At 68.6% G+C, this 23,593-nt stretch carries 22 protein-coding genes; 5 read left to right on the forward strand and 17 right to left on the reverse strand.

Annotation, left to right across the window (positions count from 1 at the left end; translation table 11 throughout):
* Positions 1-4: 4 nt before the first annotated feature.
* On the reverse strand, positions 5-1,057 hold the full coding sequence (locus AB0M59_RS18075) for a polyprenyl synthetase family protein (RefSeq protein ID WP_364616491.1): 1,053 nt from the start codon (positions 1,055-1,057) through the stop codon (positions 5-7).
* Between the two features lie 396 nt (positions 1,058-1,453).
* Here AB0M59_RS18075 and AB0M59_RS18080 point away from each other — a divergent pair, with 396 nt between their 5' ends.
* The 5 genes from AB0M59_RS18080 to AB0M59_RS18100 all read left to right on the forward strand — a co-directional run bounded on the left by AB0M59_RS18080 (position 1,454) and on the right by AB0M59_RS18100 (position 5,286).
* The gene (locus AB0M59_RS18080; protein ID WP_364616150.1) at positions 1,454-2,107 is read left to right on the forward strand and encodes a hypothetical protein; all 654 of its coding nucleotides are present in this window, start codon (positions 1,454-1,456) and stop codon (positions 2,105-2,107) included.
* A gap of 309 nt (positions 2,108-2,416) precedes the next feature.
* Positions 2,417-2,689, forward strand: a complete 273-nt coding sequence (locus tag AB0M59_RS18085) for a hypothetical protein (protein WP_364616153.1) — start codon at positions 2,417-2,419, stop codon at positions 2,687-2,689.
* Positions 2,689-3,318 (forward strand): DUF3558 domain-containing protein, encoded by a 630-nt coding sequence (locus tag AB0M59_RS18090; RefSeq protein WP_364616156.1) that lies wholly within the window; start codon positions 2,689-2,691, stop codon positions 3,316-3,318. Before AB0M59_RS18085 ends, AB0M59_RS18090 begins: the two co-directional genes overlap by 1 nt.
* Positions 3,318-4,589 (forward strand): hypothetical protein, encoded by a 1,272-nt coding sequence (locus tag AB0M59_RS18095; RefSeq protein ID WP_364616158.1) that lies wholly within the window; start codon positions 3,318-3,320, stop codon positions 4,587-4,589. Before AB0M59_RS18090 ends, AB0M59_RS18095 begins: the two co-directional genes overlap by 1 nt.
* A 4-nt stretch (positions 4,590-4,593) precedes the next feature.
* Positions 4,594-5,286, forward strand: a complete 693-nt coding sequence (locus AB0M59_RS18100) for an ESX secretion-associated protein EspG (RefSeq protein ID WP_364616161.1) — start codon at positions 4,594-4,596, stop codon at positions 5,284-5,286.
* Between the two features lie 26 nt (positions 5,287-5,312).
* Here the strand turns inward: AB0M59_RS18100 and nuoN are convergent, their stop codons facing one another.
* From nuoN to AB0M59_RS18180, 16 genes are all read right to left on the reverse strand, one after another.
* On the reverse strand, positions 5,313-6,884 hold the full coding sequence (gene nuoN, locus AB0M59_RS18105) for an NADH-quinone oxidoreductase subunit NuoN (protein WP_364616164.1): 1,572 nt from the start codon (positions 6,882-6,884) through the stop codon (positions 5,313-5,315).
* A 2-nt stretch (positions 6,885-6,886) separates the two neighbouring features.
* On the reverse strand, positions 6,887-8,437 hold the full coding sequence (locus AB0M59_RS18110) for an NADH-quinone oxidoreductase subunit M (RefSeq protein ID WP_364616167.1): 1,551 nt from the start codon (positions 8,435-8,437) through the stop codon (positions 6,887-6,889).
* The gene (nuoL, locus tag AB0M59_RS18115) at positions 8,437-10,338 is read right to left on the reverse strand and encodes an NADH-quinone oxidoreductase subunit L (RefSeq protein WP_364616170.1); all 1,902 of its coding nucleotides are present in this window, start codon (positions 10,336-10,338) and stop codon (positions 8,437-8,439) included. Before nuoL ends, AB0M59_RS18110 begins: the two co-directional genes overlap by 1 nt.
* A gap of 10 nt (positions 10,339-10,348) precedes the next feature.
* Positions 10,349-10,648: an NADH-quinone oxidoreductase subunit NuoK gene (gene nuoK, locus AB0M59_RS18120; protein ID WP_003081840.1), complete on the reverse strand. Its 300-nt coding sequence runs from the start codon at positions 10,646-10,648 to the stop codon at positions 10,349-10,351.
* Positions 10,645-11,532, reverse strand: coding sequence for an NADH-quinone oxidoreductase subunit J (locus AB0M59_RS18125; RefSeq protein ID WP_364616173.1), 888 nt, complete (start codon positions 11,530-11,532; stop codon positions 10,645-10,647). The genes nuoK and AB0M59_RS18125 overlap by 4 nt, the downstream gene beginning before the upstream one ends.
* Positions 11,529-12,053 (reverse strand): NADH-quinone oxidoreductase subunit NuoI, encoded by a 525-nt coding sequence (gene nuoI, locus AB0M59_RS18130; RefSeq protein WP_364616175.1) that lies wholly within the window; start codon positions 12,051-12,053, stop codon positions 11,529-11,531. The genes AB0M59_RS18125 and nuoI overlap by 4 nt, the downstream gene beginning before the upstream one ends.
* Positions 12,040-13,389 (reverse strand): NADH-quinone oxidoreductase subunit NuoH, encoded by a 1,350-nt coding sequence (gene nuoH, locus AB0M59_RS18135; protein WP_364616178.1) that lies wholly within the window; start codon positions 13,387-13,389, stop codon positions 12,040-12,042. Before nuoH ends, nuoI begins: the two co-directional genes overlap by 14 nt.
* A complete protein-coding gene (locus AB0M59_RS18140; RefSeq protein WP_364616181.1) occupies positions 13,386-15,860 on the reverse strand; it encodes an NADH-quinone oxidoreductase subunit G in 2,475 nt (824 codons plus the stop codon). The genes nuoH and AB0M59_RS18140 overlap by 4 nt, the downstream gene beginning before the upstream one ends.
* Positions 15,857-17,152: an NADH-quinone oxidoreductase subunit NuoF gene (gene nuoF / locus AB0M59_RS18145; RefSeq protein WP_364616184.1), complete on the reverse strand. Its 1,296-nt coding sequence runs from the start codon at positions 17,150-17,152 to the stop codon at positions 15,857-15,859. Before nuoF ends, AB0M59_RS18140 begins: the two co-directional genes overlap by 4 nt.
* Positions 17,152-18,015, reverse strand: coding sequence for an NADH-quinone oxidoreductase subunit NuoE (nuoE, locus tag AB0M59_RS18150; protein WP_364616187.1), 864 nt, complete (start codon positions 18,013-18,015; stop codon positions 17,152-17,154). The genes nuoF and nuoE overlap by 1 nt, the downstream gene beginning before the upstream one ends.
* Positions 18,012-19,391, reverse strand: a complete 1,380-nt coding sequence (locus tag AB0M59_RS18155; RefSeq protein ID WP_364616190.1) for an NADH-quinone oxidoreductase subunit D — start codon at positions 19,389-19,391, stop codon at positions 18,012-18,014. The genes nuoE and AB0M59_RS18155 overlap by 4 nt, the downstream gene beginning before the upstream one ends.
* Positions 19,388-20,137 (reverse strand): NADH-quinone oxidoreductase subunit C, encoded by a 750-nt coding sequence (locus tag AB0M59_RS18160; protein ID WP_364616193.1) that lies wholly within the window; start codon positions 20,135-20,137, stop codon positions 19,388-19,390. The genes AB0M59_RS18155 and AB0M59_RS18160 overlap by 4 nt, the downstream gene beginning before the upstream one ends.
* Before the next feature lie 4 nt (positions 20,138-20,141).
* Complete coding sequence (locus tag AB0M59_RS18165) at positions 20,142-20,690, reverse strand: NADH-quinone oxidoreductase subunit B family protein (RefSeq protein WP_364616196.1); 549 nt, start codon at positions 20,688-20,690, stop codon at positions 20,142-20,144.
* Positions 20,691-20,694: 4 nt separating this feature from the next.
* Positions 20,695-21,114: an NADH-quinone oxidoreductase subunit A gene (locus AB0M59_RS18170; RefSeq protein WP_364616198.1), complete on the reverse strand. Its 420-nt coding sequence runs from the start codon at positions 21,112-21,114 to the stop codon at positions 20,695-20,697.
* A 468-nt stretch (positions 21,115-21,582) separates the two neighbouring features.
* Positions 21,583-22,869, reverse strand: coding sequence for a geranylgeranyl reductase family protein (locus AB0M59_RS18175; RefSeq protein ID WP_364616201.1), 1,287 nt, complete (start codon positions 22,867-22,869; stop codon positions 21,583-21,585).
* Between the two features lie 10 nt (positions 22,870-22,879).
* Positions 22,880-23,569, reverse strand: a complete 690-nt coding sequence (locus tag AB0M59_RS18180; RefSeq protein ID WP_364616204.1) for a demethylmenaquinone methyltransferase — start codon at positions 23,567-23,569, stop codon at positions 22,880-22,882.
* Between the last annotated feature and the right edge of the window lie 24 nt (positions 23,570-23,593).

The raw sequence follows: 23,593 nt of genomic DNA on the forward strand, positions 1-23,593 counted from the left end.
CTGTTTAGTGCGTGCGCGCGACCAGGTAGTCGGCGACCGACTCGCACGCGTCCCGGGCGGGTGACGCGGGCAACGCGGCGAGCTCGGCTCGCGCGCGCTGAGCGTAGTCGGAAAGGGTGACGCGTGCTCGATCGAGTCCGCTACTCGCCCGCAGCAGCTCCAAGGCCTCCTGGACGACGGTGTCGTCGGCGATCGGGCCGGACAGCAGCTCGATGAGCCGTGGGTCCGTGCCCGGGTCGGCCAGCGCGTACAGCATGGGCAGCGTCCGGACGCCTTCGCGCAGGTCGGTGCCCTGGGCCTTGCCGAGCTCGTCGGACGGCGAGGCGATGTCGATGATGTCGTCGGAGATCTGGAACGCGGTGCCGATGATGTCACCGAACCGGCGCAGCGCCTGGATGTGCTCCTCGGCGGCGCCGGACATCATGCCGCCGAAGCGGCCGGACGTGGCGATCAGCGACCCGGTCTTCTGCGCGATCACGGTGAGGTAGTGCGCGACGGCGTCGTCACCCGGGCCGGGACCGACGGTCTCGCGCATCTGGCCGGTGACCAGCTCGCCGAAGGTCTCGGCGATGATCCGCGCGGCGTCCGTGCCGAGGTCGGCGACCAGGCGCGAGGCGTGGGCGAACAGGAAGTCGCCGGTGAGGATGGCGATGGTGTTGTCCCAGCGCGCGTTGACGCTCTCGGCGCCGCGCCGCATGTCCGCCTCGTCCATGACGTCGTCGTGGTAGAGCGTGGCGAGGTGCACCAGCTCGACCGCGGCGGCGGCGATCACGACGTGGTCGTCCTGCTTCGGGCCGAACTGCGCGGACAGCAGCGTGAAGAGCGGACGGAAGCGTTTGCCCCCCGCCTCGACCAGGTGCAACGCGGCGTCGTTGACGGCCTGGACATCGCTGCGGACGACCTCGCGAAGCAGCTTCTCGACGTCGGCCAGCCCGCCGGCGATCGCGCGCAGCAGGGTCTCGTCGGCGATCTGCAGGCCGACCGACGCGCGCAGGTCCTCGAGGGCGCCACCCGGCGCAGCGGGGAGGGATCCCGCCCCGGGGGCTGGGGATGGCACAGACACGTCGGCTCCGCTCTACTCGTGCACCGGTCGGGTTATGTCTTGAGCGTAGTGGCTACCCCGCGCGGTCGTTTACCCGCTGTCCTGCGGAAACGGTGACGAACATGACACCTGAACGGCACCTCGCGCTCCACCGGTTCCCCGGCCCTCGGCTCGGACTGGTCTCGCGGGTGGCCCTGGGCGGGCCGGTCGAACCTGCCCCGGACGAGGACACGGCCCGCGGCCTGCGCGTTATACAGGGTTGTATCCGGATACCGAAGGGATCATCCGACGGGTGGTTCATGATCCACGAAGGGGTGATCAGCGGTTTCGGGCGCAACGGACGTCTCCGGCGGGCGGATATTCAGCTCGAGGAAGAGCGTCGCTCTCCCCGGTCGTCAAGGAGGACGCGACATGCGCAACACCATCGCGAGGCGGGCCGCGCTCGCCGGGACACTGATGCTGGCCGGCCTGGCCGTGGCGGCGCCCGCGCAGGCCGCACCGCAACCGGGCGTGGCGAACATCGGCTCGGCCGAGTTCACGAAGGCGGGCTCGACGATCAAGGTCCCGAACCAGGGCCACTGTTCGGTGGACGGCCCGACGAGCGCGACGGCCCAGGTGGTGGCGAAGACGGGCATCACCTTCGGCGGCGGCACGTCGTCCTGCACGACGACGGTGACGGACCCCAACACGGACGCGACCACGACGACGTCCACGGCGACGGGCAAGAACTTCGAGCTGTCGGCCCTGGTGAGCGCGGGCGGCCCGCGCGTCAAGCTGTCGACGTTCTCGGTGAAGTGCACGGCGACCCAGACGCAGACGAACGCGAACTGGACGTACGGCGGCATGGCGGGCATCCCGAACCCGCCGAGCCCGGTCCCGGTCGGCTACACGTCGCCGATCAAGAAGTCCAACGGAACGGTGCTGGCGAACGCGGTGTTCAACACGCAGAACCTCCCGGGCGACGGCAGCATCGGCTTGACGATGCTGAAGATCAATTTCCTCCCGGCGTCGGGAATCAGCGGATCGGTGGTGCTGGGCCACACGTCCTGCTCACCGACCCCGTAGGTGAACCGAGGGCCGCGGCCGAGGGGGCCGCGGCCCTCGTTCTTTCCCGGCTTTTGGGGTGTGGGAACCCTGGTAGTCTGCTGGCCGTCGGATACGCAGGGTGCCCGGGGCGGAGCACACTGCAAGCTAGGGGAGAGCTGATGACGACGGGGTTGCACAATGCCTGAGGGGCCGATTTACGACCCACACGGCACACGACGGGCGCCGCTGCGCCCGATCACGCCGCGGGCGGGGTCTTATGGGGGCGAGCCGGGGAGCGGTGGGAGCAGTGGGGGCTTCCAGTACGACGAAGCGACGCTTCGTGAGTTGATGCACGAGTGGAACGACCTGGCGAACGAGTTCAAGCTCGACCAGGAGACCGCGATCGTCCTCGCCCGCACTCGGGGACCCGGCACCGAGTACGCGAGCGGCGACAATGCCGAAAGAATTCAAGAGTCGGGGAACGCCCTCCTACAAACGCTGAGCCAGCGTGAGGAGTACTGCCGGGGCATGGCCGCTAAATTTAAGGCTGCCTTGGGACGTTATGCACGAGCCGAGGACGACCAGACCGCCGTAATCAAGCAGACCGGGGGCAGTCTCTGATGCGCCGCACCGCTCTTCTAACGCTCAGCGCATTGGTGCTGGCCACCACGGCGTGCTCGACTACCAATCCGGGTCGGCCGTCACCTTCGAGCGGTACAACGAGCACGAACGGCTCGCCCGAGGATGGAACCGCCGTGCCAGGTCCAGGAGTCCCGAAGGTTCAACATCCGGTCGATGTCACCCGGTTCAAACGAGCCCCTTGCGATGCACTCAACGCCACTCAAATCACGGAACTGCTGGGTTCCGCAGTATCGGGAAAGTCTGACCCGCAAGCACCAGCAGGCCCTAGTTGTGCCTGGGACTCATCAGATGTCTCCCAAGCCGGCGTGGCGGTAATATTCACAGCTGCGGACAAACTCGGCCTGACCAGTGTTTATGCAGCCCAGGGCAAGCAGTACCAGTTCTTCCAGCCCCTGGCTACTATCGATGGTTTCCCTATCGTGGCGTATGGCGTGAGCGATGAACGAACAACTCGCGGCCGCTGCGCTGTCGCGCTAGGAGTGAGCGACACTCAAGCCGTTGACATCCATGTCGCACAATCTGAAGACAATATCGGTAGAAAAGATCCCTGTGATGCGGCCCATGACATTGCTTCACAGGTACTCAGCAATCTCCGCGGAGCGAACTGATGGTTACCGAAGGGCCGTTGACGGCGGCACAAATTTACGAGCAGATCACAGGCGGCGAAGGCCTTGGCTCGTTGTCCGATGCACAGGTCAGTGCCAGTCAGTTGACCAGCCGGATGGTTGAGCGGGCTCAGCGGATCAGTTCCCTCCGAGCCAAGACCATGTCCGGATGGCAAGGCAGCGCCGGTCAGTCCGCCGCTGATGCCACCCTTCCTCTCGTTCAAGCCGCCGCTGATGATGCTGTTCATCTCAAGACTGCGCAGACTGCTGTTGGTGCTCAGATGGATGCCTTTGGGACCGCCAAGAACTCCGTCAAACCCGTTGCGCCCCAGCCACCGGAACTTACCTCGGCGGATCTTCTTCGTGCCCTCGATGGGGACGGTTTCGGGTCCTACAACACCAAGGTCGCCGGCTGGCAGGCCGATAGTCAGGCCAACATCGACGCCTTCAGTGCCTATCACTCCGCCAGCGGCACCAATGGCAAGCAGATGCCCGCCCAGTACGCGCAACTCGCCGACTCCGGGGCGCCCATCGGTATGACCGGTCCCCGGGATGATGCGGATCGCAAGGCCGGCCCCAGCGATACCGGTGAATGGGCGCGCAACCCGCGGCAGCCGCAAGTTCCCGCTCAACAGAACCGGCAGACCGTCCAACCCGGACAGAGCCAGGTTCAGAATCAATTCACGGAACAGAACCAGAACCAAACCCAGAACCAGGTTCAAAGCCAGAACCAAGTTCACCAGCCCGGCACCAATGACCGGGACAACACCCACGCCAACAGCTACGTCACGCCGCCCGCCGCTCAAGGTGGGTATCAGTTCGGGCCTACCGGGCAGTCCGGCGGCAACCTTGGCGGGAACAACACCTACGCCCCGTTCGGCCCTGGCACCGGCGGCTACACGAGTGGCGGCTTCGGGCCCGGCGGCTACGGAAGCGGAACGAACACCGGCACCGGCACCGGCACCGGGTACCGCCCAGGCCCAGGCCCAGGATCAACGCCAGGGACAGGCATGCGAACCCCCGGAGCGAACACCGGCGCCCGTATGCCCGAGGAACGGCTTCCCGGCGGAACAGCCGCCCGGGGTGCCGCCGGCGCTCGGGGGGCCAATGGCATGCCCATGGGCGCGCCCGGCGGGGGACGCGGGGGCAAAGAAGAAGACAAAGAAAAGAAAACCGCTCCCTACCTCCGCAACCCCGATCCCGACGAAACCTTCGGCGGGTTCACCGAAAAGCCGATGCCGCCCGTGATCGGCGAGAACCGGCCCAAGAACTAGAGACATGCTCAAAGCCGAATTCACCCTGAACACGCTGCTCACCGCCCTGCGCAACGCCGGCTGCGGCGATCCGCACCCGGTTTTCGCCCAAGGACTCAGGTATATCCCGCCGTCGGCGACGAAGACCACGAACCGCGAAGCCTTCGAGGAACTCAGCCATTACGGCTTCACCCAAGGCGACGGCTTCACGCCCGAATTCGAAGACGTGCTGCACCTCATCGACCGCCCGAAAACCGAGTTCTTCGCCTACGCCCGGGACACCGCCAGCCAAATCGGCATCCTCGTCGCCGCGCAGAACCGGACCGCTGTCAGCGTTGTCTGCCGGGGCGAGACCGTCGAACTCGCCGAAATCTCCCCCGACACCCACCCTGCCGACGCCCTCGTCGCGAACCTGCCGCCGTACGAGCCCGCGCCGATCAAGCCTTTCTCGCTCCCCCAGAAAGACTTCGAACCGCACGAGGAAAGCGACATCTTCGACGACGCCCCCGCGCGGAGCCGGGAAGCGCAGGAGCTCGACGCCCTCTTCCGGCAGCCCCACTTCGGCCTCGGGCAGCTCTACGCCGGGACCACGACGGTCAACTACCTGGATCTGACCGAGGGACGCGTCGGGGTCGCGCTCGCCGATGGCTACATCAGCGTCTTCCCCGGCGAACCGCGGCAACTGAGCCACAAAACGAAAGCCGCCACCCCCCGATAAGGAGAGTGGCGGCCGGAAAACCGAACTCAGGAAGCGAACCCGCCCGCGCCGGCCCAGCTCAGGGCGAAGGCCGGGACCAGGCCGAGGATCAGCGTCACCGCCGTGCCGAGGAAGATCGCCGTTCCTGTGCCGAAGCCCGGCACCGAGACCGACGGGCCGTCGGCCGCCGGCTCGGAGAAGTACATCAGGACGATCACACGCAGGTAGAAGAACGCCGCCACCGCGCTGAACACCAGGGCCACCACCACCAGCGGGGCCATGCCGTCCGACAGCGCTGCCGAGAACACCACGAACTTGCCGACGAACCCGGACGTCAACGGGATCCCCGCCAACGCCAGCAGCAAGAACGTGAAGACCCCGGCCACCAACGGCGAACGCTTCGCCAGCCCGGCCCACGCCGAGAGGTGCGTTGCCTCGCCCGAGGAATCGCGGACCAGGCTGATCACGCCGAACGCCGCCAGCGTCGTGAAGCCGTACGCCAGCAGGTAGAACAGCGTGCTCGAGAGCCCGTCCTTCGTGATCGCGATCGCGCCGACCAGCAAGAAGCCCGCGTGGGCGATCGACGAGTACGCGATCATGCGCTTGACGTCCGTCTGGGTCAGACCCAGCACCGCACCGATCACCATCGAGATGATCGCGACGCCCCAGAGGACTCCACGCCATTCCCAGCTGGTCGAGCCGAACGCCACCGACAGGACCCGCAGGATCCCGCCGAACGCCGCGACCTTCGTGCACGCCGCCATGAACGCCGTCACCGGTGTCGGCGCGCCCTGGTAGACGTCCGGGGTCCACGTGTGGAACGGGCCGACCGAACCCTTGAACAGCAAGCCCACCACGAGCAGGCCGAGGCCCGCGAACAGCAGCGTGTCCGACCGGTCCGAGCCCGCCGCCGCGGCCGCGATGTCGCCCAGCTTCACGGAGTTCGCGTAGCCGTACAGCAGCGCCAGTCCATAGAGGAAGAACGCCGAGGAGAACGCGCCGAGCAGGAAGTACTTGACCGCCGATTCCTGCGACAGCAGCCGCTGGCGCCGGGCCAGGCCGCACATCAGGTACAGCGGCAGCGAAAGCACTTCCAGCGCGATGAACATCGTCAGCAGGTCGTTCGACGCGCAGAACGCCATCATGCCGCCGAGCGCGAACAGCGTCAGCGGGAAGACTTCGGTCTGCATGACCGTCGCCGTCTGGGCGCGGTCCTGGACCGTGCCCGGGCGGATGCCGGCCTGCGCGACCAGCGCGCCGCCCGGCTCGACCACGCGGTCGGAGATCAGCAGCACCGCGCCGACCGCCAGGGCGAGCAGCGTGCCCCAGAGGAACAGCGCCGGCTTGTCGATCGAGATCGCGCCGCTGAACGTCTTCACGCCGCCCGCGGGCGCGTCACCCGTGGCGTAGAGGAACAGGCTGACACCGGCCGCGACGATCGCCGCCAGGCTCAGCCCGACCTGCACGCCGAAGCGCGAGCGCTTCGACGCGAACGCCTCGACCAGCACGCTGACGCACGCCGCACCGAAGACGATCAGCATCGGCAGGACCGCCGGGTAGTCCACCGACGGCGTCGTGATCGGCGGCTCCGGCGCCTGGGTCAGGAGGATGTCGAGCACGGTTACTTGCCTCCCTGGACCGCGGACAGCGTCTGCTGCACCGTCGGGGTGACTGTGTCGAGCACCGGCTTCGGGTAGAAGCCGAGGAAGAGGACCAGCACGACCAGCGGCGCCAGGATCGCGATCTCGCGGCCGCTCAGGTCGCGGATGGCCTTCTTCGCACCCAGCTCCGGCGCGATCGCGGTGCCCGGGCCGCCGCCGACGCCCACCAGGGCGTCACCGCGGACGGGACCCTGCATGACGCGCTGGTAGAGCCACAGGACGTAAGCCGCGGCCAGGACCATGCCCACCGTGGCGAGGATCGTGTAGACCGGCTGGTCCACGAACGCCCCGATGAGCACCAGGAACTCGGAGACGAACGAGTTGGTGCCCGGCAGCGAAAGCGTGGACAGACCGGCGAGCAGGAACAGGCCCGCCAGCAGCGGCGTCACCTTGGCCATGCCGCCGTAGTCGGAGATCTTCGACGAGCCCCCGCGCGCGATCACCAGGCCGATCACCACGATCAGCATGCCGGTCGCGATGCTGTGGTTCAGCATGTACGTCGCCGAGCCGACCATCGCCTGCTCGTTGAACGCGAAGATGCCGAGCGAGATGAAACCGAAGTGCGCGATGGACACGTAGGCGATGAACCGCTTCATGTCCCGCTGCCCCGCGGCGAGGATCGATCCGTAAAGGACACCGATCACCGAAAGCACCAGCACCAGCGGCGCGAGGGTCTTGCTCGCGTCCGGGAACATCGGCAGGCAGTAGCGCAGGAACCCGAACGTGCCGACCTTGTCCAGCACGCCGACGAGCAGGACGGCGACGCCGATCGGCGCCTCCCCCGCCGCGTCCGGCAGCCAGGTGTGGAACGGCACCAGCGGCGCCTTGATCGCGAACGCCAGGAAGAACCCGAGGAACAGCCAGATCTGCGTGCTCAGCGGCGCGTCGCGGACGACCGTCACCAGTGTGGCCCAGTCGAACGTGCCGTGCCCGAGCTTGTCCTTCGCGAGCGAGTACGCCCCGATCGCCGAGGCCAGCATGATCAGGCCGCCGAGGAACGAGTAGAGGAAGAACTTCACCGCCGCGTACTGCCGGTTCGCGCCGCCGTAGCCGCCGATCAGGAAGTACATCGGGATCAGCATGATCTCGAACAGCACGTAGAACAGGAAGACGTCGGTCGCGGCGAACACGCCGATCGTGAGCGCTTCCTGCAGCAGGATCAGCGAAAGGAACCCGCCCGCGCTGCGACCCGGCGGCAGCTTGTCCAGCGTGCCGAGGCCGCCGACGACGATCGGCACCAGCAGCGCGATCACCGCGATCATGATCAGCGAGATGCCGTCCGTGCCGAACGCGATGTGCACGCCGAAGCTCGGGATCCAGTCGAAGCTCGACGTCTGCTGCAGCCGCGCGCCGGACGGCGAGTAGCTGAGCCAGAACGGGATCACGAGCAGGAACTCGAGGATCGAGAACCCCAGCGCGGCCAGCACCGCGGCGCGGTCGTTCCCCTTGAGGAACGCCAGCACCAGGGAACCGGCGAGCGGCACCAGGATGAGGATGAGCAACCAGGTCATCAGGAGAACCTCACCAGCAGGAGAGCCGCCAGAAGCAGGAACGCGCCGCCCAGCATCGAGAGCGCGTAGGACCGGACGAACCCGGTCTGGAGCCGCCTCAGCCGGCCGGAGCCGCCGCCGAGGGAGGCGGCCAGGCCGTTGACCGCGCCGTCGACGCCGCGGTTGTCCACGAACACCAGCGCCCGCGAGAGCCAGGTGCCCGGGCGGGCGACCAGCGTCTCGTTGAGGGCGTTGCCGTACAGGTCCTTGCGGGCCGCACGGGTGACGAACGAGACGCGCTGCGGCTGCTCGACCGGGACGTCGCGGCGGAAGATCAGGTACGCGATCAGCACGCCCAGCACGGAGAACACGATCGCGGCGACGGAGATCACCCAGGCGTCGAACGGCGCGTGGTGGGCTTCCTCCAGCTCGCCGACCGCCGGGGTCAGCCACTCGGCGAAGCGGTCACCGAGGGCGAAGAACGCACCGGCGCCGACCGAGCCGACCGCCAGCACCGCCATCGGGATCCACATGATCGACTTGGACTCGTGCGGGTGGAAGTCGCGGCCGTCGCTGGACTTGATGTCCTTCCAGCGCTCCTTGCCGAAGAACGTCATCACCATCAGGCGCGTCATGTAGAACGCGGTGAGCCCGGCGCCCAGCAGCGCGGCGCCGCCCATCACCCAGCCGCGCCAGCCGCCCTGGCTGAAGGCCGCTTCGATGATCGCGTCCTTGGTGAAGAAGCCCGACAGCGGCGGGATACCGATCAGGGCCAGGTAGCCGAGGCCGAACGTGATGAAGGTGATCGGCATCTTCTTGCGCAGGCCGCCGAACTTCCGCATGTCGACCTCGTCGTTCATGCCGTGCATGACCGATCCGGCCCCGAGGAAGAGCCCGGCCTTGAAGAAGCCGTGCGCGACCAGGTGCATGATGCCCAGCGCGTACGCGATGGGCCCGAGCCCGACCGCCAGCATCATGTAGCCGATCTGGCTGACCGTGGAGTACGCGAGGACCTTCTTGATGTCGTCGTACGCGCAGCCGATGATGCACCCGAGCAGCAGCGTCACCGTGCCGACGAGCGTGACGATCAGCCTGCCGTCCTCGGTGGCGTTGAAGATGTCCTTCGAGCGGGCCACCAGGTAGACGCCGGCGGTGACCATCGTCGCCGCGTGGATCAGGGCCGACACCGGGGTGGGGCCCTCCATCGCGTCCGGGAGCCAGGCCTGCAGCGGGAACTGGCCGGACTTACCGCAGGCGCCGAGCAGGAGCAGGATCGCCATCGCGGTGATCGCCCCCGGCGAGAACTTGCCGTCGCCGACCGCCTGGAAGACCTGCGCGTAGCCGGTCGAGCCCGCGTACTTGAACATGATGAAGATCGCCAGCGCGAGACCCACGTCGCCGACGCGGTTCATCAGGAACGCCTTCTTCGCCGCGGTCGCGGCGGACGGGCGGCCCTGGTACCAGCCGATGAGCAGGTAGGACGCGAGACCGACGCCTTCCCAGCCGAGGTACAGCGTCACGAAGCTGTTGCCCAGCACCAGGATCAGCATCGACGCGACGAAGAGGTTCAGGTACGCGAAGAAGCGGTACCGGCCTTCGTCGTCGGCCATGTAGCCGATCGAGTAGAAGTGGATCAGCATGCCGACGCCGGTGATGAGCAGCACGAACGTCAGCGACAGCGCGTCGATCCGCAGCCCGAAGTCGATCTGCAGCGCGCCGGCCGGGATCCACGAGTACAGCTTGGTGTCCGTCGTGGTGCCCGTGTTCGCGGTGAAGAACAGGATCAGGCCGTAGACGAAGGCCAGCGTGACGGTGGCACAGCCGAGCAGATGCCCCCAGGCCTTCGCGCGCTTGCCCATGAGCAGCAGGACGAGCGCGCCGAGGGCAGGGAAGGCCACCAGCAGCCACGATGATGCGGTCACTCGGTGTCTCCTAGTACTTCAGCAGGTTGGTGTCGTCGACCGAGGCCGAGCGCCGGGTGCGGAAGATGGCCATGATGATCGCCAGGCCGACCACGACCTCGGCGGCCGCGACGACCATGACGAAGAACGCCATGATCTGGCCGTCGAGCCCGCCGTTGATCCGGGCGAACGTGACCAGCGACAGGTTCACGGCGTTGAGCATCAGCTCGATGCACATGAACACGACGATCGCGTTGCGCCGCACCAGCACGCCGACCGCGCCGAGCGCGAACAGCAGCGCCGACAGCAGCAGGTAGTACGTCGGGGTCATTCCTTCTCCCCCTCGGTTTCCGAAGAGTGCACAGTGTCTGAGCCGACCAGCGCGTGCGCGTCCGGGTGCGGGCCCTCGTCCTTGACGAGCTTGCGTTCCTTCGCCAGCTCGATCGCCGAGGTGGACTCGATGATCGCCGAGAGCGACTCCGGGGCGACCGAGCCGTCCGGCAGCAGCGCCGGCGTCGCGACCGAGTTGGCGGTGGCGAAGACACCCGGGCCGGGCAGCGGCGACGGCCGGTCGTGCTCACCGCGGAAGCGCAGCAGGACGAGCTCCCGCTGGGTGAGCTTGCCGCCCTTGCCGTGCCGGTCGGTGAAGGCCAGCACCATCGCGCCGACCGCGGCGGTGATGAGCAGCGCCGACGTCAGCTCGAACGGGAACAGGTAGTCGGTGAAGATCAGCCGCCCCAGGCCCTTCGGCCCGCCGCCGGCCGAGGTGGCCGAGTCGAGCGGGGTGGCCGGGGTGACGTTCTCGAGCGCCCGGTAGATGCCGGTGGCCAGCAGCGCGGCGAGCCCGATGCCGAGCACCGTCGCCGCGAGCCGCTGTCCGCGCAGGACCTCGACGACCGAGTCGGAGCTCTCGCGGCCGACCAGCATCAGCACGAACAGGAACAGCATCATGATCGCGCCGGTGTAGACGATGATCTGCGTGAAGCCGAGGAACGGCGCCGACTGGATCATGTACAGCGCGCCCAGGCTCAGCATCGTGAGCACCAGCCACAGCGCCGAGTGGACGGCGTTGCGGGAGAAGATCATGCCGAGGCCGCCGAGCAGCGAAAGCGGGCCGAGGATCCAGAACGCGATGGCCTCGCCGGTCGAGACGCCGGCAGCGGCCCCCGTCGGAGCCTGGGCCAGGAGGGCGGCGATCCCTGTTTGAAAAATCACAGCATGCCCTCCCCGCGCGCGAGTTCAGGGCCGTTGACGTAGTAGTCCTGCTCGTTTTCGCCCAGCCGCATCGGGTGCGGCGGCTGCTCCATGCCGGGCAGCAGCGGGGCGAGCAGGTCTTCCTTCGTGTAGATCAGCCGCTGGCGGTCGTCGTCGGCGAGCTCGTAGAAGTTGATCATCGTCAGCGACCGCGTCGGGCAGGCCTCGATGCAGAGACCGCAGCCGATGCAGCGCAGGTAGTTGATCTGGTAGTCCGCGCCGTACCGCTCGCCCGGGGAGAACCGGGCTTCCTCGGTGTTGTCACCGCCCTCGACGAAGATCGCGTCCGCCGGGCACGCCCACGCGCACAGCTCGCAGCCGACGCACTTCTCGAGGCCGTCCGGGTGGCGGTTCAGCTGGTGCCGGCCGTGGTACCGCGGGGCGGCGGGCGCGCCGGCCTCGGGGTACTCCTCGGTGGCGACCTTCTTGAACATCATCCCGAAGGTGACGCCGAAGCCCTTGACGGGATCAAGAAACCCCATCTTGCGCTCCTTCCTTTGCGGTACCGACGGCCGCCGGCTTGCGGCGGGCCGCCTTCGCCTCGGCCTTGGCCAAGGCCTTCTGACGCGGGGTGGTCTTGGGGACCTTGAGGTCCAGCGGCGGGACCGGGAAACCGCCACCGGTCACCGGCACCGTTTCGCTGTCCTCCTCGCGGCCCGACGCGCGGACGTAGAAGAACAGCGCGATGACGATGAAGATCGCGACCGCGGCGATGATGATCGACGCGGTGTTCCAGGCGATGACCTTCGCGAAGGTCACCATGACGATCCACACCAGGTTCAGCGGGACCAGGACCTTCCAGCCCAGGCGCATGAACTGGTCGTAGCGCAGGCGGGGCAGCGTGCCGCGCAGCCAGATGAACCCGAAGAGCAGGACGAACATCTTCGCGAAGAACCACAGCACCGGCCACCAGCCGGTGTTGAGGACGTTGTTCCCGATCAGCGACAGCGGCCACGGGGCCATCCAGCCGCCGAGGAACAGCGTCGTGGCGAACGCCGAGACGATCACCATGTTGACGTACTCGGCGAGGAAGAACATCGCGAACTTCATCGAGCTGTACTCGGTGTGGAAGCCGCCGACCAGCTCCGACTCGGCCTCGGGGAGGTCGAAGGGAGCGCGGTTGGTCTCGCCGACCATCGAGATCAGGTAGATCACGAAGCTCGGGATCAGGTAGAGGAACCACGCCGGCTGCTGCTTGGCGACGATGTCGGCCAGGTCCAGCGAACCGGACTGCAGGATGACCGCGACGATCGACAGGCCCATCGCGATCTCGTAGGAGATCACCTGCGCCGCGCTGCGCATGCCGCCCAGCAGCGGGTACGGCGAGCCGGAGGCCCAGCCGGCGAGCACGATGCCGTAGACGCCGATCGAGGAGCAGGCCAGGATCACCAGCGCGCTGACCGGCAGGTCGAGCAGCTGCAGCACGGTCCGCTCGCCGAAGATCGAGACCACCGGGCCGAACGGGATGGCCGCCAGCGCGATCAGCGGCGGCACCACGCAGATGACCGGCGCGAGGAAGTACACCTTGCGGTCGGCGGTGTCCGGGATGATCTGTTCCTTGAACGGCAGCTTGAGCGCGTCCGCCAGGGACTGCAGGTAGCCGTTCGGGCCGACGCGGTTGGGGCCGGGCCGGTTCTGCATCCGGCCGACGGCCTTGCGCTCCCAGACGATCAGCAGGATCGTCAGGATCGGGCCGATCAGCAGGATGACCACGGACTTCAGCAGGATCATCCAGAACGGGTCGTCCGCCAGCAGCGCCGCCCGCGTCGCCGCGTCCGGGACACTCCCGACGGCAGCCTCGGTCAGCAGCGGGATCATTGCTCACCCCCAGCGAGGTTCACGACGGCGCCGTGCCCGGCGCCGAGCGTCTTGAACACGGCGGAGCCGTCGGAGTTGCCCGGCAGCCACACGACGCCGTCGGGCAGGTCCGCGATCTCCACCGGCAGCGTGATCGCACCGCGTTCGGTGCTGACCTTCACGGTCGTGCCCAGCCCTTCGGCGGTCGTCGCGGACAGCCGCGCGACCGGCGTGCGCTGGGTGCCCTTCAGGTGCGGCTCGCCGTCCTGCAGCGACCCGTTGTCGATCAGCTGGCGCCAGCTCGACAGGACCGCCTGGCCGGCACCGGGAGCCGCCGTGGCTCCGCCGGTCTCGGCGGCGACGTTGCCCCAACGCAGGGCCGAGGCCGGGGCGAGCTTCTCGAAGTCACCGCGGGAGGCGGCCGGCGTCTGCGTGAACAGGTCGGCGTCCATCTCGACGGCGAGGGTGTCGAGCACCCGGCAGTCCGGCAGGGCGCCGGTGCCTTCGAGGGTGACGTCGAACGGGCGGGTGCGGCCCTCCCAGTTGAGGTAGCTGCCCGCCTTCTCGTCGGACGCGGCCACCGGGAGCACGACGTCCGCGCGCTCGGTCACCGCGCTGTGCCGCAGCTCCAGGCTGACGACGAAGCCGGCGCCGTCCAGCGCGCGCAGCGCGAGGTCCGGGTCCGGCAGGTCGAACGGGTCGACACCGCCGACGAGCAGGCCGCCGAGCTCGCGGCTCGCCGCCGCCCGCAGGATGCCGGTGGTGTCGCGGCCCGGCACGGCCGGGATCGGGACGCCCCAGGCGTTTTCGACGGCGACGCGGGCCGCGTCGTCGCCCACGCGGTGACCACCGGGCAGCAGCGTCGGCACGCAGCCGGTCGCCAGCGCGCCCCGGTCGCCGGCGCGGCGCGGGATCCACGCGAGCCGGACGCCGGTGCGCTCGACGAGGTCGTGCAGCGCGGAGAACAGGCCGGGCACCTGGGCGGCGCGTTCGCCGACCAGGACGACGGCGTTCTCGCCGCGCAGGGCCTCGTCGAGGTCCGGCGCGTGCTTGGCGATGGCTTCGACGGCCGCGGCCTCTTGGCCGGGGACGCAGGCGAGCAGCTCGCCGAACGTCTTGCGCACCGACGACGTCGTCCACTGTCCCAAGTGGACGACCCGGGTGCGGTTCTTGCGGGCCGCCTTGCGCAGCCGCAGGAACACGATCGGCGCCTCGTCCTCGGGCTCGAACGCCACGCACAGGACCGTGCGGGCCCGCTCGATCTCGGCGAAGGTGACGCCGGACTCCGGCGTCACGCCCACGACGTGCGAGGTGAGGAAGGACAGCTCCTCGGCCGAGTGCGGGCGGGCGCGGAAGTCGACGTCGTTGGTCTGCAGCGCGACACGGGCGAACTTCGAGTACGCGTAGGCGTCCTCGACGGTCAGCCGGCCACCGGGCAGGACCCCGACCCCACCGTCCGAGCGGGCCGCCGTGAGACCGGCCGCCGCGGCGCGCAGCGCGTCGGTCCAGGACGCCTCTTCCAGCTCACCGGTCTCGGTGTTGCGGACCAGCGGACGCCGGATGCGGTCCTCGGCGCCGGTGTAGCGGAAGGCGAAGCGGCCCTTGTCGCAGATCCACTCTTCGTTGACCTCGGGGTCGTCGCCGGCCAGCTTGCGCTGGACCTTGCCGCGCCGGAAGTCGGTGCGCTCGGCGCAGCCGGACGAGCAGTGCTCGCAGACGCTCGGCGAGGACACCAGGTCGAACGGGCGGGAGCGGAACCGGTAGGCGGCGCTGGTCAGCGCACCGACCGGGCAGATCTGGATGACGTTGCCGGAGAAGTAGGACTGGAACGGCTGGCCGCTTGTGGTGCGCGACGCCATGTCCAGGACGTCCGCCGTCTCCGCGGTGCCGATCTGCTGGTGGGCGCCGCGTTCGAGGAGCTCGATGAACGGGTCGCCGGCGATCTCGCTGGAGAACCGGGTGCAGCGCTGGCAGAGCACGCAGCGTTCGCGGTCCAGGAGCACCTGTGTGGAGATCGGCAGCGGCTTCGGGAACGTCCGCTTGGTGTCGACGAACCGCGACTCCGTGCGGCCGTGGGCCAGCGCCTGGTTCTGCAGGGGGCACTCGCCGCCCTTGTCGCAGATCGGGCAGTCCAGCGGGTGGTTGATGAGCAGGAGCTCCATCACGCCCTGCTGGGCCTTGTCCGCGACCGGCGACGACAGCTGCGTCTTGACGACCATGCCGTCGGCGACGGTCATCGTGCAGGACGCCTGCGGCTTCGGCATCGGCCGGCCGCCCATCTCGACCTCGACGAGGCACTGGCGGCAGGCGCCGGCCGGGTCGAGGAGCGGGTGGTCGCAGAACCGCGGGATGACCGTGCCGAGCCGCTCGGCCGTGCGGATGATCAGCTCGCCCTTGGGGGCGATGACCTCTTCGCCGTCGATGACCAGCTTGACGTGGCCCTCGGGGACCACTGTCTCGGTCGTTTCAGGCTTGTCGGGGGCGATCGTCATGCCTGCGCTCCCACGAGTTCGGGCTTGGTCTGTTCGTGCCGGTTCTTCTCGCACAGCGCGAGGAACTCCTCGCGGAAGTACTTGATGCCGCTCTGGATCGGCGACACCGCGCCGTCACCGAGGGCGCAGAACGACCGGCCGAGGATGTTGTCGCAGACGTCGAGGAGGGTGTCGATGTCCTCTTCGGTGCCGTGGCCCTCGACCATCCGCTCGAGGATCTGCGCCAGCCAGTACGTGCCTTCACGGCACGGCGTGCACTTGCCGCAGGACTCGTGCTCGTAGAACTGCGTCCACTTCATCACGGCCCAGGGCACCGACACGGTCTCGTTGAAGACCTGGACGGCGGTGGTGCCGAGCATCGAGCCGGCTTCCGCGGCGCCTTCGAAGTCCAGCGGGACGTCGAGGTGCTCGGCGGTGAACATCGGGGTGGACGAGCCGCCCGGGGTCCAGAACTTGAGCGGGACGCCGTCCTTCATGCCGCCCGCCATGTCGAGCAGCTCGCGCAGCGTGGTGCCGAGCGGGCACTCGTATTGGCCGGGCTTCTCGACGTGGCCGGAGATCGAGTAGATCTTCGGGCCGGGCGACTTCTCGCGGCCCATCTCGCGGAACCAGCTCGAACCGCCGTTGACGATGAACGGCGCGCTCGCGATGGTCTCGACGTTGTTGACCGTGGTCGGCGCGGCGTAGAGACCGGCGGCCGCGGGGAACGGCGGCTTGAGCCGCGGCTGGCCACGACGGCCCTCCAGCGAGTCGAGCAGTGCCGTCTCCTCGCCGCAGATGTACGCGCCCGCTCCCGCGTGGACGGTGATCTTGAGGTCGAAGCCGGAGCCGAGGATGTTCTCGCCCAGGTAACCGGCCGCTTCGGCTTCGCGCACGGCCGCGTTGAGGCGGCGGATGCAGTGCAGCGCCTCGCCGCGGACGTAGATGAAGCAGTGGTTCGAGCGCATCGCGTACGAGGCGATGATGCAGCCCTCGATGAGCGAGTGCGGGTCCGCCATCATCAGCGGGATGTCCTTGCATGTCCCCGGCTCGCCCTCGTCGGCGTTGATCACCAGGTAGTGCGGCTTGTCGAAGTTCGGCGGCATGAAGGACCACTTGATGCCGGCCGGGAAGCCCGCGCCGCCGCGGCCGCGCAGGCCGGAGTCCTTGACCAGCTGGACGAGCTGCTCCGGCGTCCCGGCCAGGGCCTTGCGGACGGCGGTGTAGCCCTCGAGAGCCTCGTACGTCCCGATCTGCCAGGAGTTCGGCGACAGCCAGCGCTTCGTGAGGACCGGAGTGATGGGGTCGGCCATTACTTCTTCTCCACTTCAGGCAGTGGGACGTCTTGCGCGACCGGGGCGACCCAGCCGCGGTCCTGCGCGAGCTTCGCGCCCCGCAGCGTCTCGACGGCCTGCGACGGGCCGTCGACGTCGGTGCGGTACTGGCGCTCGTCCTCCGGGAAGAACCCGGCGAGCTGCAGCTCGGCGCCCTTGAAGTTCGACAGCGGCGCACCGCGCGTCGGGGCCGGCTTCTTGCCCGCCTGCAGCGCGTCGACCAGCGCGACGGCCTTGTCCTCGGTCTGGTTGTCGAAGAACTCGTAGTTGACCTGGATGACCGGCGCGAGGTCGCAGGCCGCGAGGCACTCGGCGTGCTCGAGGGTGATCGAGCCCGGCTCGTTCGGCGTGCCCGCGGTCTCGTTGTGCCCCAGCGGGTTCTCCTCGGAGCCGAGGTGCGTCTGGAGCCTCTTGTAGATCGCGTCGCCGCCCATGGCCGCGCACAGCGTGTTGGTGCAGACGCTCACGAGGTGCTCGCCGCACGGCTTGCGCTTGTACATCGTGTAGAACGTGGCGACCGCGCTGACCTCGGCGTCCGACAGCTCGAGCTGCTTCGCGCAGAACGCGATGCCCTCCTGGCTGACGTAGCCCTGCACCGACTGCACGAGGTGCAGCATCGGCAGCAGCGCCGAGCGGGACTGCGGGTAGCGCGCGATCAGGTCCTGGGCCCGCGCCACGACACCTTCGTCGAAGATGTCTTCGAGCGGCGTCTCGGCGATGATCCCGGCGGCCACCTCGGGGTCCGGCGCGATGGCGACGACGTCGGTGTCCGGCGCGGCGGCCGCGTACGTCGTGGCGGCCGCGTTCGGCCCGGGTTCGGGCAGTGCGGTTGAAGAACTCATCGGTCCACTCCCCCCATGACGGGGTCGATCGAGGCGATCGCGGCGATCACGTCCGCGACCAGGCCGCCTTCGGCCATGGCGGGCATCGACTGCAGGTTCACGAAGCTCGGTTCGCGCACGTGGACCCGCAGCGGCCGCGTGCCGCCGTCGGACACCAGGTGCACGCCCAGCTCGCCGCGCGGCGACTCGACCGGCGCGTAGACCTGTCCCGCCGGCACCTTGAAGCCCTCGGTGACCAGCTTGAAGTGGTGGATCAGGGACTCCATCGACTGGCCCATGATCTTCTTGACGTGCTCGAGCGAGTTGCCCATGCCGTCGCTGCCGATCGACAGCTGCGCGGGCCAGGCGACCTTCTTGTCCTCGACCATGACCGGGCCCGGCTCGAGCTTCTCCAGGCACTGCTCGATGATCTTGAGGCTCTCGTGCATCTCGTGCACCCGGATCAGGTAGCGCGACCAGCAGTCGGCGCCGTTGTCGACCGGGACGTCGAAGTCGAACTCGTCGTAGCAGGAGTACGGCTCGGTCTTGCGCAGGTCCCACGGGAGGCCGGCGCTGCGCAGCACCGGGCCCGTGACGCCGAGCGCGAGGCACGCGTCGACCGGCAGGTAACCCACGCCCTTGAGCCTGTTCCGCCAGATCGGCTGACCGGTGAACAGCTTGTCGTACAGCGGAAGGCGCTTCTTCATCGTCTTGATGAATTCGCTGACCTTCTCGTGGTAGTCGGCCGGCATGTCCTGCGCGAGGCCGCCGGGGCGGATGAACGCGTGGTTCATGCGCAGGCCGGTCAGGTGCTCCAGCAGGTGCAGCACCTCTTCGCGCTCGCGGAAGCCGAGCGTCATCGCGGTGGTGGCGCCGAGCTCCATGCCGCCGGTGGCGATGTAGACGAGGTGCGAGCCGATCCGGTTGATCTCCAGCAGCATCACGCGCAGCAGCTGCGCGCGGCGCGGGGCCTCGATCTGCAGCAGCTTCTCGACGCCGAGGCAGTACGCCATCTCCGTCGAAAGCGGCGCCAGGTAGTCCATGCGCGTCACGAACGTGACGCCCTGGGTCCAGGTCCGGTACTCGCAGTTCTTCTCGATGCCGGTGTGGAGGTAGCCGATGACCGACCGCAGCTGCGTGACGGTCTCGCCCTCCATCTCCAGCACGAGCCGGAGCACGCCGTGCGTCGACGGGTGCTGCGGGCCCATGTTGATGACCATGCGCTCGTCGTGCGCCGCGTCCGCGATGACGTCGTCCCAGTCGCCGCCGGAGACCGAATAGACGCGGCCCTCGGTGGTGTCGCGGGAGTCCGCGTAGTTGACGTCGTCGGTGCTGTCACTGCCCGGCGCGCTGGTGTCGGTGCCGGTCGTGACGTCGGAAAGGTTCTCGGTGCTCACGAGTACGACCTCCGCTGGTCCGGCGGCGGGATCTCCGCGCCCTTGTATTCGACCGGGATCCCGCCGAGCGGGTAGTCCTTGCGCTGGGGGTGGCCGTCCCAGTCGTCCGGCATGAGGATCCGGGTCAGCGCCGGGTGACCGTCGAAGACGATGCCGAACATGTCCCAGGCTTCGCGCTCCTGCCAGTCGGCGGTCGGGTAGAGCCCGACCAGCGACGGCACGTGCGCGTCCTCGACGTCGAGGGTGACCTCGAGGCGGATCCGGCGGCGGTAGGTCAGCGACGTGAAGTGGTAGACCGCGTGCAGCCGCTGCGGGACGTCGACGCCGTAGTCCACCCCGGACACCGAGGACAGCAGCTCGAAGCGGAGGCCGCCGTCGTCGCGAAGCACCTTCGCGATTTCGACCAGCTTCTCGCGGGCTACGTAGAAGGTGATCTCGCCGCGGTCGACCGTCGTCTGCAGGATCGACTCGGCGGGGATCTTGTGGTCGGACAGGGCCGCGTAGAACTCGTCGGCGAACTGGTCGAACCAGCCGCCGTACGGGCGCTCGGCCGGGGCGGGGCTGTAGGCCGGGAGCCGGACGCCGCCGTAGCCGGAGGTGTCGCCGGTGCCGTGGACGCCGAACATGCCCTGGCGTTCGCGACCGGTGACGACCGGCTCGGCGGGGCGGGTGCCGCGGGGTTCGAGGCCGCCTTCGGGACGATCGGCGCTGGACTGCTCTTCGCCGGGTTTCGGGTTCTCAGCCATCGCTCTACTTCTTCGCGTACTTGATCGACGACGCGACGAGCTCGGTGCGGGCCCCGCTGGCGGCGCGGATGGCGGCGCGGCGGGCGTTGATCGGCTCGTCCTGGATCTTGGCGTGCAGCTTGAGGATCGCGTCCAGCAGCATCTCCGGCCGCGGCGGGCAGCCGGGCAGGTACATGTCGACCGGCACGACGTGGTCGACGCCCTGCACCACGGCGTAGTTGTTGAACATGCCGCCGGAGGAGGCGCAGACGCCCATGGCGAGGACCCACTTGGGCTCGGCCATCTGGTCGTAGATCTGGCGCAGGACCGGGGCCATCTTCTGCGTGACCCGGCCGGCGACGATCATCAGGTCGGCCTGCCGCGGCGTCGCGCTGAAGCGCTCCATGCCGAAGCGGGCGATGTCGTACCGGGAACCGCCGACGGTCATCATCTCGATCGCGCAGCAGGCGAGCCCGAAGGTGGCCGGCCACATCGAGTTCTTCCGCGCCCAGTTGACGAGACCTTCGAGGCTGGCCAGCAGGATGCCGTTGGGGAGTTTCTCTTCGAGGCCCATGGGTCTAGTTCCAATCCAGGCCGCCGCGCCGCCACACGTAGGCGTACGCGAAGCCGACCGTCGCGATGAACAGCAGGATCTCCACCAGGCCGAACGTGCCCAGCGCGTCCGCCTGCACGGCGAACGGGTAGAGGAAGACCATCTCGATGTCGAACAGGATGAACAGCATCGCGGTGATGTAGTAGGCCACCGGCATCCGCCCGGCGCCGACGAGCGGCTGCGGGGACGGTTCGATGCCGCACTCGTAGGCGGCGAGCTTGGCCTTGTTGTACCGGCTGGGGCCGACGAGCGGGCCCAGCAGGACCGACAGCACGGCGAACGCCAGTGCCAGCACGAACAACAGGACCAGGGGCAGGTAGGGCTTCAGGCTCGGGGCCTCTTGCGCCAGCTGCACCGTGTCGGTTCGGGTCAGCAACGTCAGCACGGGGTCTTCGCCATCCTTTCCGCGCCGATGCGGTTGTGCTTGTGGTGGGGAACCGCTTGGCCTCGTCGGCACCCTAAGGGACCTGGGTCACACCGCCGAGGGTCAGGGTCTCCTTACGGCCCGTGGCTGGACCGCACGGTGCTTGTGAAATAGTTCACAAGCCACTCGTCGCGGATGTGAAGGGATTCACAAAGCATGGGGGGAGTGTAGGACGCGACTCACATTCTTGTCCCTAGGGCCCCATGTTATGAGGGTGCCCTAACCTCCGGCGCCAACGTTGTCACGACCCGGCAACGGCGCGCGTGCGACCTGCGCGAAGACCCCTCGAGATCGCTCTTCGGCCGGACAATCCGGGCGCTGACCTGTGAGCTATCCCACTGGCCGTACGGCCAACTTGTTAGGCCACCCGAGTGTCCGCGCGCGTTGAAGACCGAGCTTTCACGTGAAAGCTCGGGCAGTGGGCGAGAGTCAGCGGGGGGTGGGGGTGGCGCGTGCCAGGGCCGAGATCAGGCGGTCGACGCCGTCGCCGCCCTTGGCGTCGTAGCAGCCCGACAAGCCCTTGTAGACCAGCGGCAGCAGCTTGTTGATGCGCAGCCCGTACTTCGTGCAGGCGTGCATGATCTTCGGCTTGCCGATGATCTTCGCGAAGACGTTGCCCAGCCGGTAGTAGCCGCCCATCAGCTCGCCGACCGCGCGCGGGTACGCCTCCAGCGCCCGCTCGCGCGAGGCCCCTTCGCGCCGGGCCAGGGCCTGGACGACGACCTCCGCGGCGATCTGCGCGGACTCCATGGCCGCCGAGATGCCTTCGCCGTTGAACGGGCTGACCATGCCGCCCGCGTCGCCGAGCAGCAGGAGCCCGTCGCGGTAGTGCGGGGTGCGGTTGAAGCCCATCGGGAGGCCGGCGCCGCCGACCTTGCCGATCGCGTTCTCCTCGCGGTAGCCCCACTCCTCCGGCGTCCCGTCGAGCCACTGGCGCAGCAGCGCGCGGTAGTCGGTGTTCCGGAACGACGCCGACGTCGACAGCATGCCGAGGCCGACGTTCACCGTGCCGTCGCCGAGCGGGAACGCCCAGCCGTAGCCCGGCAGCAGCTTCGGGTCGCGCGGGTCGGAGCGGTCCCACAGCTCGAGGTGGCCCTCGATGAACGGGTCGTCGTGGCGCGGGCTCTTGTAGTACTGGCGCACCGCCACGCCCATCGGGCGCTTTTCGTTCTTCTGGATGCCGACGCTCAGCGCGAGCCGCGCGGACACGCCGTCGCAGGCCAGGACCAGCGGCGCGCGGTAGTGCACCGGCGTCCGCTCCGGGCCGACCTTCGCCTCGACGCCGACCACGCGCCCGGCCGGGTTGGTGATCGCGCCGGTGACTGTCGTCCGCTCGTACAGCCGCGCGCCCGCCTTCACCGCGAGCTTCGCGAGCAGGTCGTCGAAGTCGTGGCGAGTGCGGGAAACGCCGTACGGCGGGTAGCTCGTCAGGTCCGGCCAGTCGAGTTCCAGCGTCAGGTCGCCGGTGAGGATCCGCAGGCCGCGGCTGTGCACCCAGCCGGCTTCCTCGCTCGTGTCGATCCCCAGGTCGATCAGCTGCTTGACGCCACGCGGGGTCAGGCCGTCGCCGCAGACCTTCTCGCGCGGGAACTCGGTCTTCTCCAGCAGCAGGACGTCGACGCCCGCGCGGGCCAGGTACGTGGCCACGGTGGACCCAGCGGGTCCGGCGCCGACGACGATGACTTCGGCGTCCTGGTCTGCGGTGCGTCGCGTCATGAACGCGAGTTTAGGCAGGCTTGCGCGCGCGGTGGATCGCCACGACGCCGAATGTGAGGTTCAACCACTCGACGTCGGTCCAGCCCGCGCTCGCGATGATCTCGCCGAGCGTCCGCTGGTCCGGCCAGGCCAGCATCGATTCGGCCAGGTAGGAGTAGGCCTCGGGGTTGGACGACGTCCGCTTGCCGACCCAGGTGAGCAGCTTCAGCATGAACCGCCGGTGGACGAACCGGATCGGCGCGAACGGCGGCGTCGAGACCTCGCAGATCACCAGGCGGCCGCCCGGCTTGACCACGCGGGCGATCTCGGTGAGCGCGGCCTTCGTGTCGACGAAGTTGCGCAGCGCGAGGGAGATCGTCACGGCGTCGAAGCTCTCGTCGGCGAACGGCAGGTTGAGCGCGTCCGCCGCGACCATCGGGACCTTGCGGTGCAGCCCGGCGCGCAGCATGCCGAACGAGAAGTCCGCGGCGAGGCACCAGGCGCCGCCGCGGGCGTACTCGACGGTGGACACCCCGGTGCCGGCGGCGAGGTCCAGGACCTTTTCACCGCGGCGGGCGTCGAGCACGCGGGCGGTGGTGGTGCGCCAGCGCCGGTCGAAGCCGAAGGTCATGAACGAGTTCGCCCGGTCGTACCCGTCCGCGACGCCGTCGAACATCGCGGCGACCTCGTGCGGGTCCTTGTCCAGGCTTGCGCGTGACATGCACCGAATCTAGACCGACTATCG

Origin of the sequence: Amycolatopsis sp. NPDC051371 (assembly GCF_040682155.1) — a bacterium.
GTDB lineage: Bacteria > Actinomycetota > Actinomycetes > Mycobacteriales > Pseudonocardiaceae > Amycolatopsis.

What these genes read in the sequence shown, in the direction of transcription:
- AB0M59_RS18080 (WP_364616150.1), top strand. Translation starts at nt 1,454, where the DNA reads ATGCGCAACACCATCGCGAGGCGGGCCGCGCTCGCCGGGACACTGATG.
- AB0M59_RS18085 (WP_364616153.1), top strand. Translation starts at nt 2,417, where the DNA reads ATGCACGAGTGGAACGACCTGGCGAACGAGTTCAAGCTCGACCAGGAG.
- AB0M59_RS18090 (WP_364616156.1), top strand. Translation starts at nt 2,689, where the DNA reads ATGCGCCGCACCGCTCTTCTAACGCTCAGCGCATTGGTGCTGGCCACC.
- AB0M59_RS18095 (WP_364616158.1), top strand. Translation starts at nt 3,318, where the DNA reads ATGGTTACCGAAGGGCCGTTGACGGCGGCACAAATTTACGAGCAGATC.
- AB0M59_RS18100 (WP_364616161.1), top strand. Translation starts at nt 4,594, where the DNA reads ATGCTCAAAGCCGAATTCACCCTGAACACGCTGCTCACCGCCCTGCGC.
- AB0M59_RS18110 (WP_364616167.1), bottom strand. Translation starts at nt 8,437, where the DNA reads ATGACCTGGTTGCTCATCCTCATCCTGGTGCCGCTCGCCGGTTCCCTG.
- nuoK (WP_003081840.1), bottom strand. Translation starts at nt 10,648, where the DNA reads ATGACCCCGACGTACTACCTGCTGCTGTCGGCGCTGCTGTTCGCGCTC.
- nuoI (WP_364616175.1), bottom strand. Translation starts at nt 12,053, where the DNA reads ATGGGGTTTCTTGATCCCGTCAAGGGCTTCGGCGTCACCTTCGGGATG.
- nuoH (WP_364616178.1), bottom strand. Translation starts at nt 13,389, where the DNA reads ATGATCCCGCTGCTGACCGAGGCTGCCGTCGGGAGTGTCCCGGACGCG.
- AB0M59_RS18140 (WP_364616181.1), bottom strand. Translation starts at nt 15,860, where the DNA reads ATGACGATCGCCCCCGACAAGCCTGAAACGACCGAGACAGTGGTCCCC.
- nuoF (WP_364616184.1), bottom strand. Translation starts at nt 17,152, where the DNA reads ATGGCCGACCCCATCACTCCGGTCCTCACGAAGCGCTGGCTGTCGCCG.
- nuoE (WP_364616187.1), bottom strand. Translation starts at nt 18,015, where the DNA reads ATGAGTTCTTCAACCGCACTGCCCGAACCCGGGCCGAACGCGGCCGCC.
- AB0M59_RS18160 (WP_364616193.1), bottom strand. Translation starts at nt 20,137, where the DNA reads ATGGCTGAGAACCCGAAACCCGGCGAAGAGCAGTCCAGCGCCGATCGT.
- AB0M59_RS18165 (WP_364616196.1), bottom strand. Translation starts at nt 20,690, where the DNA reads ATGGGCCTCGAAGAGAAACTCCCCAACGGCATCCTGCTGGCCAGCCTC.
- AB0M59_RS18175 (WP_364616201.1), bottom strand. Translation starts at nt 22,869, where the DNA reads ATGACGCGACGCACCGCAGACCAGGACGCCGAAGTCATCGTCGTCGGC.
- AB0M59_RS18180 (WP_364616204.1), bottom strand. Translation starts at nt 23,569, where the DNA reads ATGTCACGCGCAAGCCTGGACAAGGACCCGCACGAGGTCGCCGCGATG.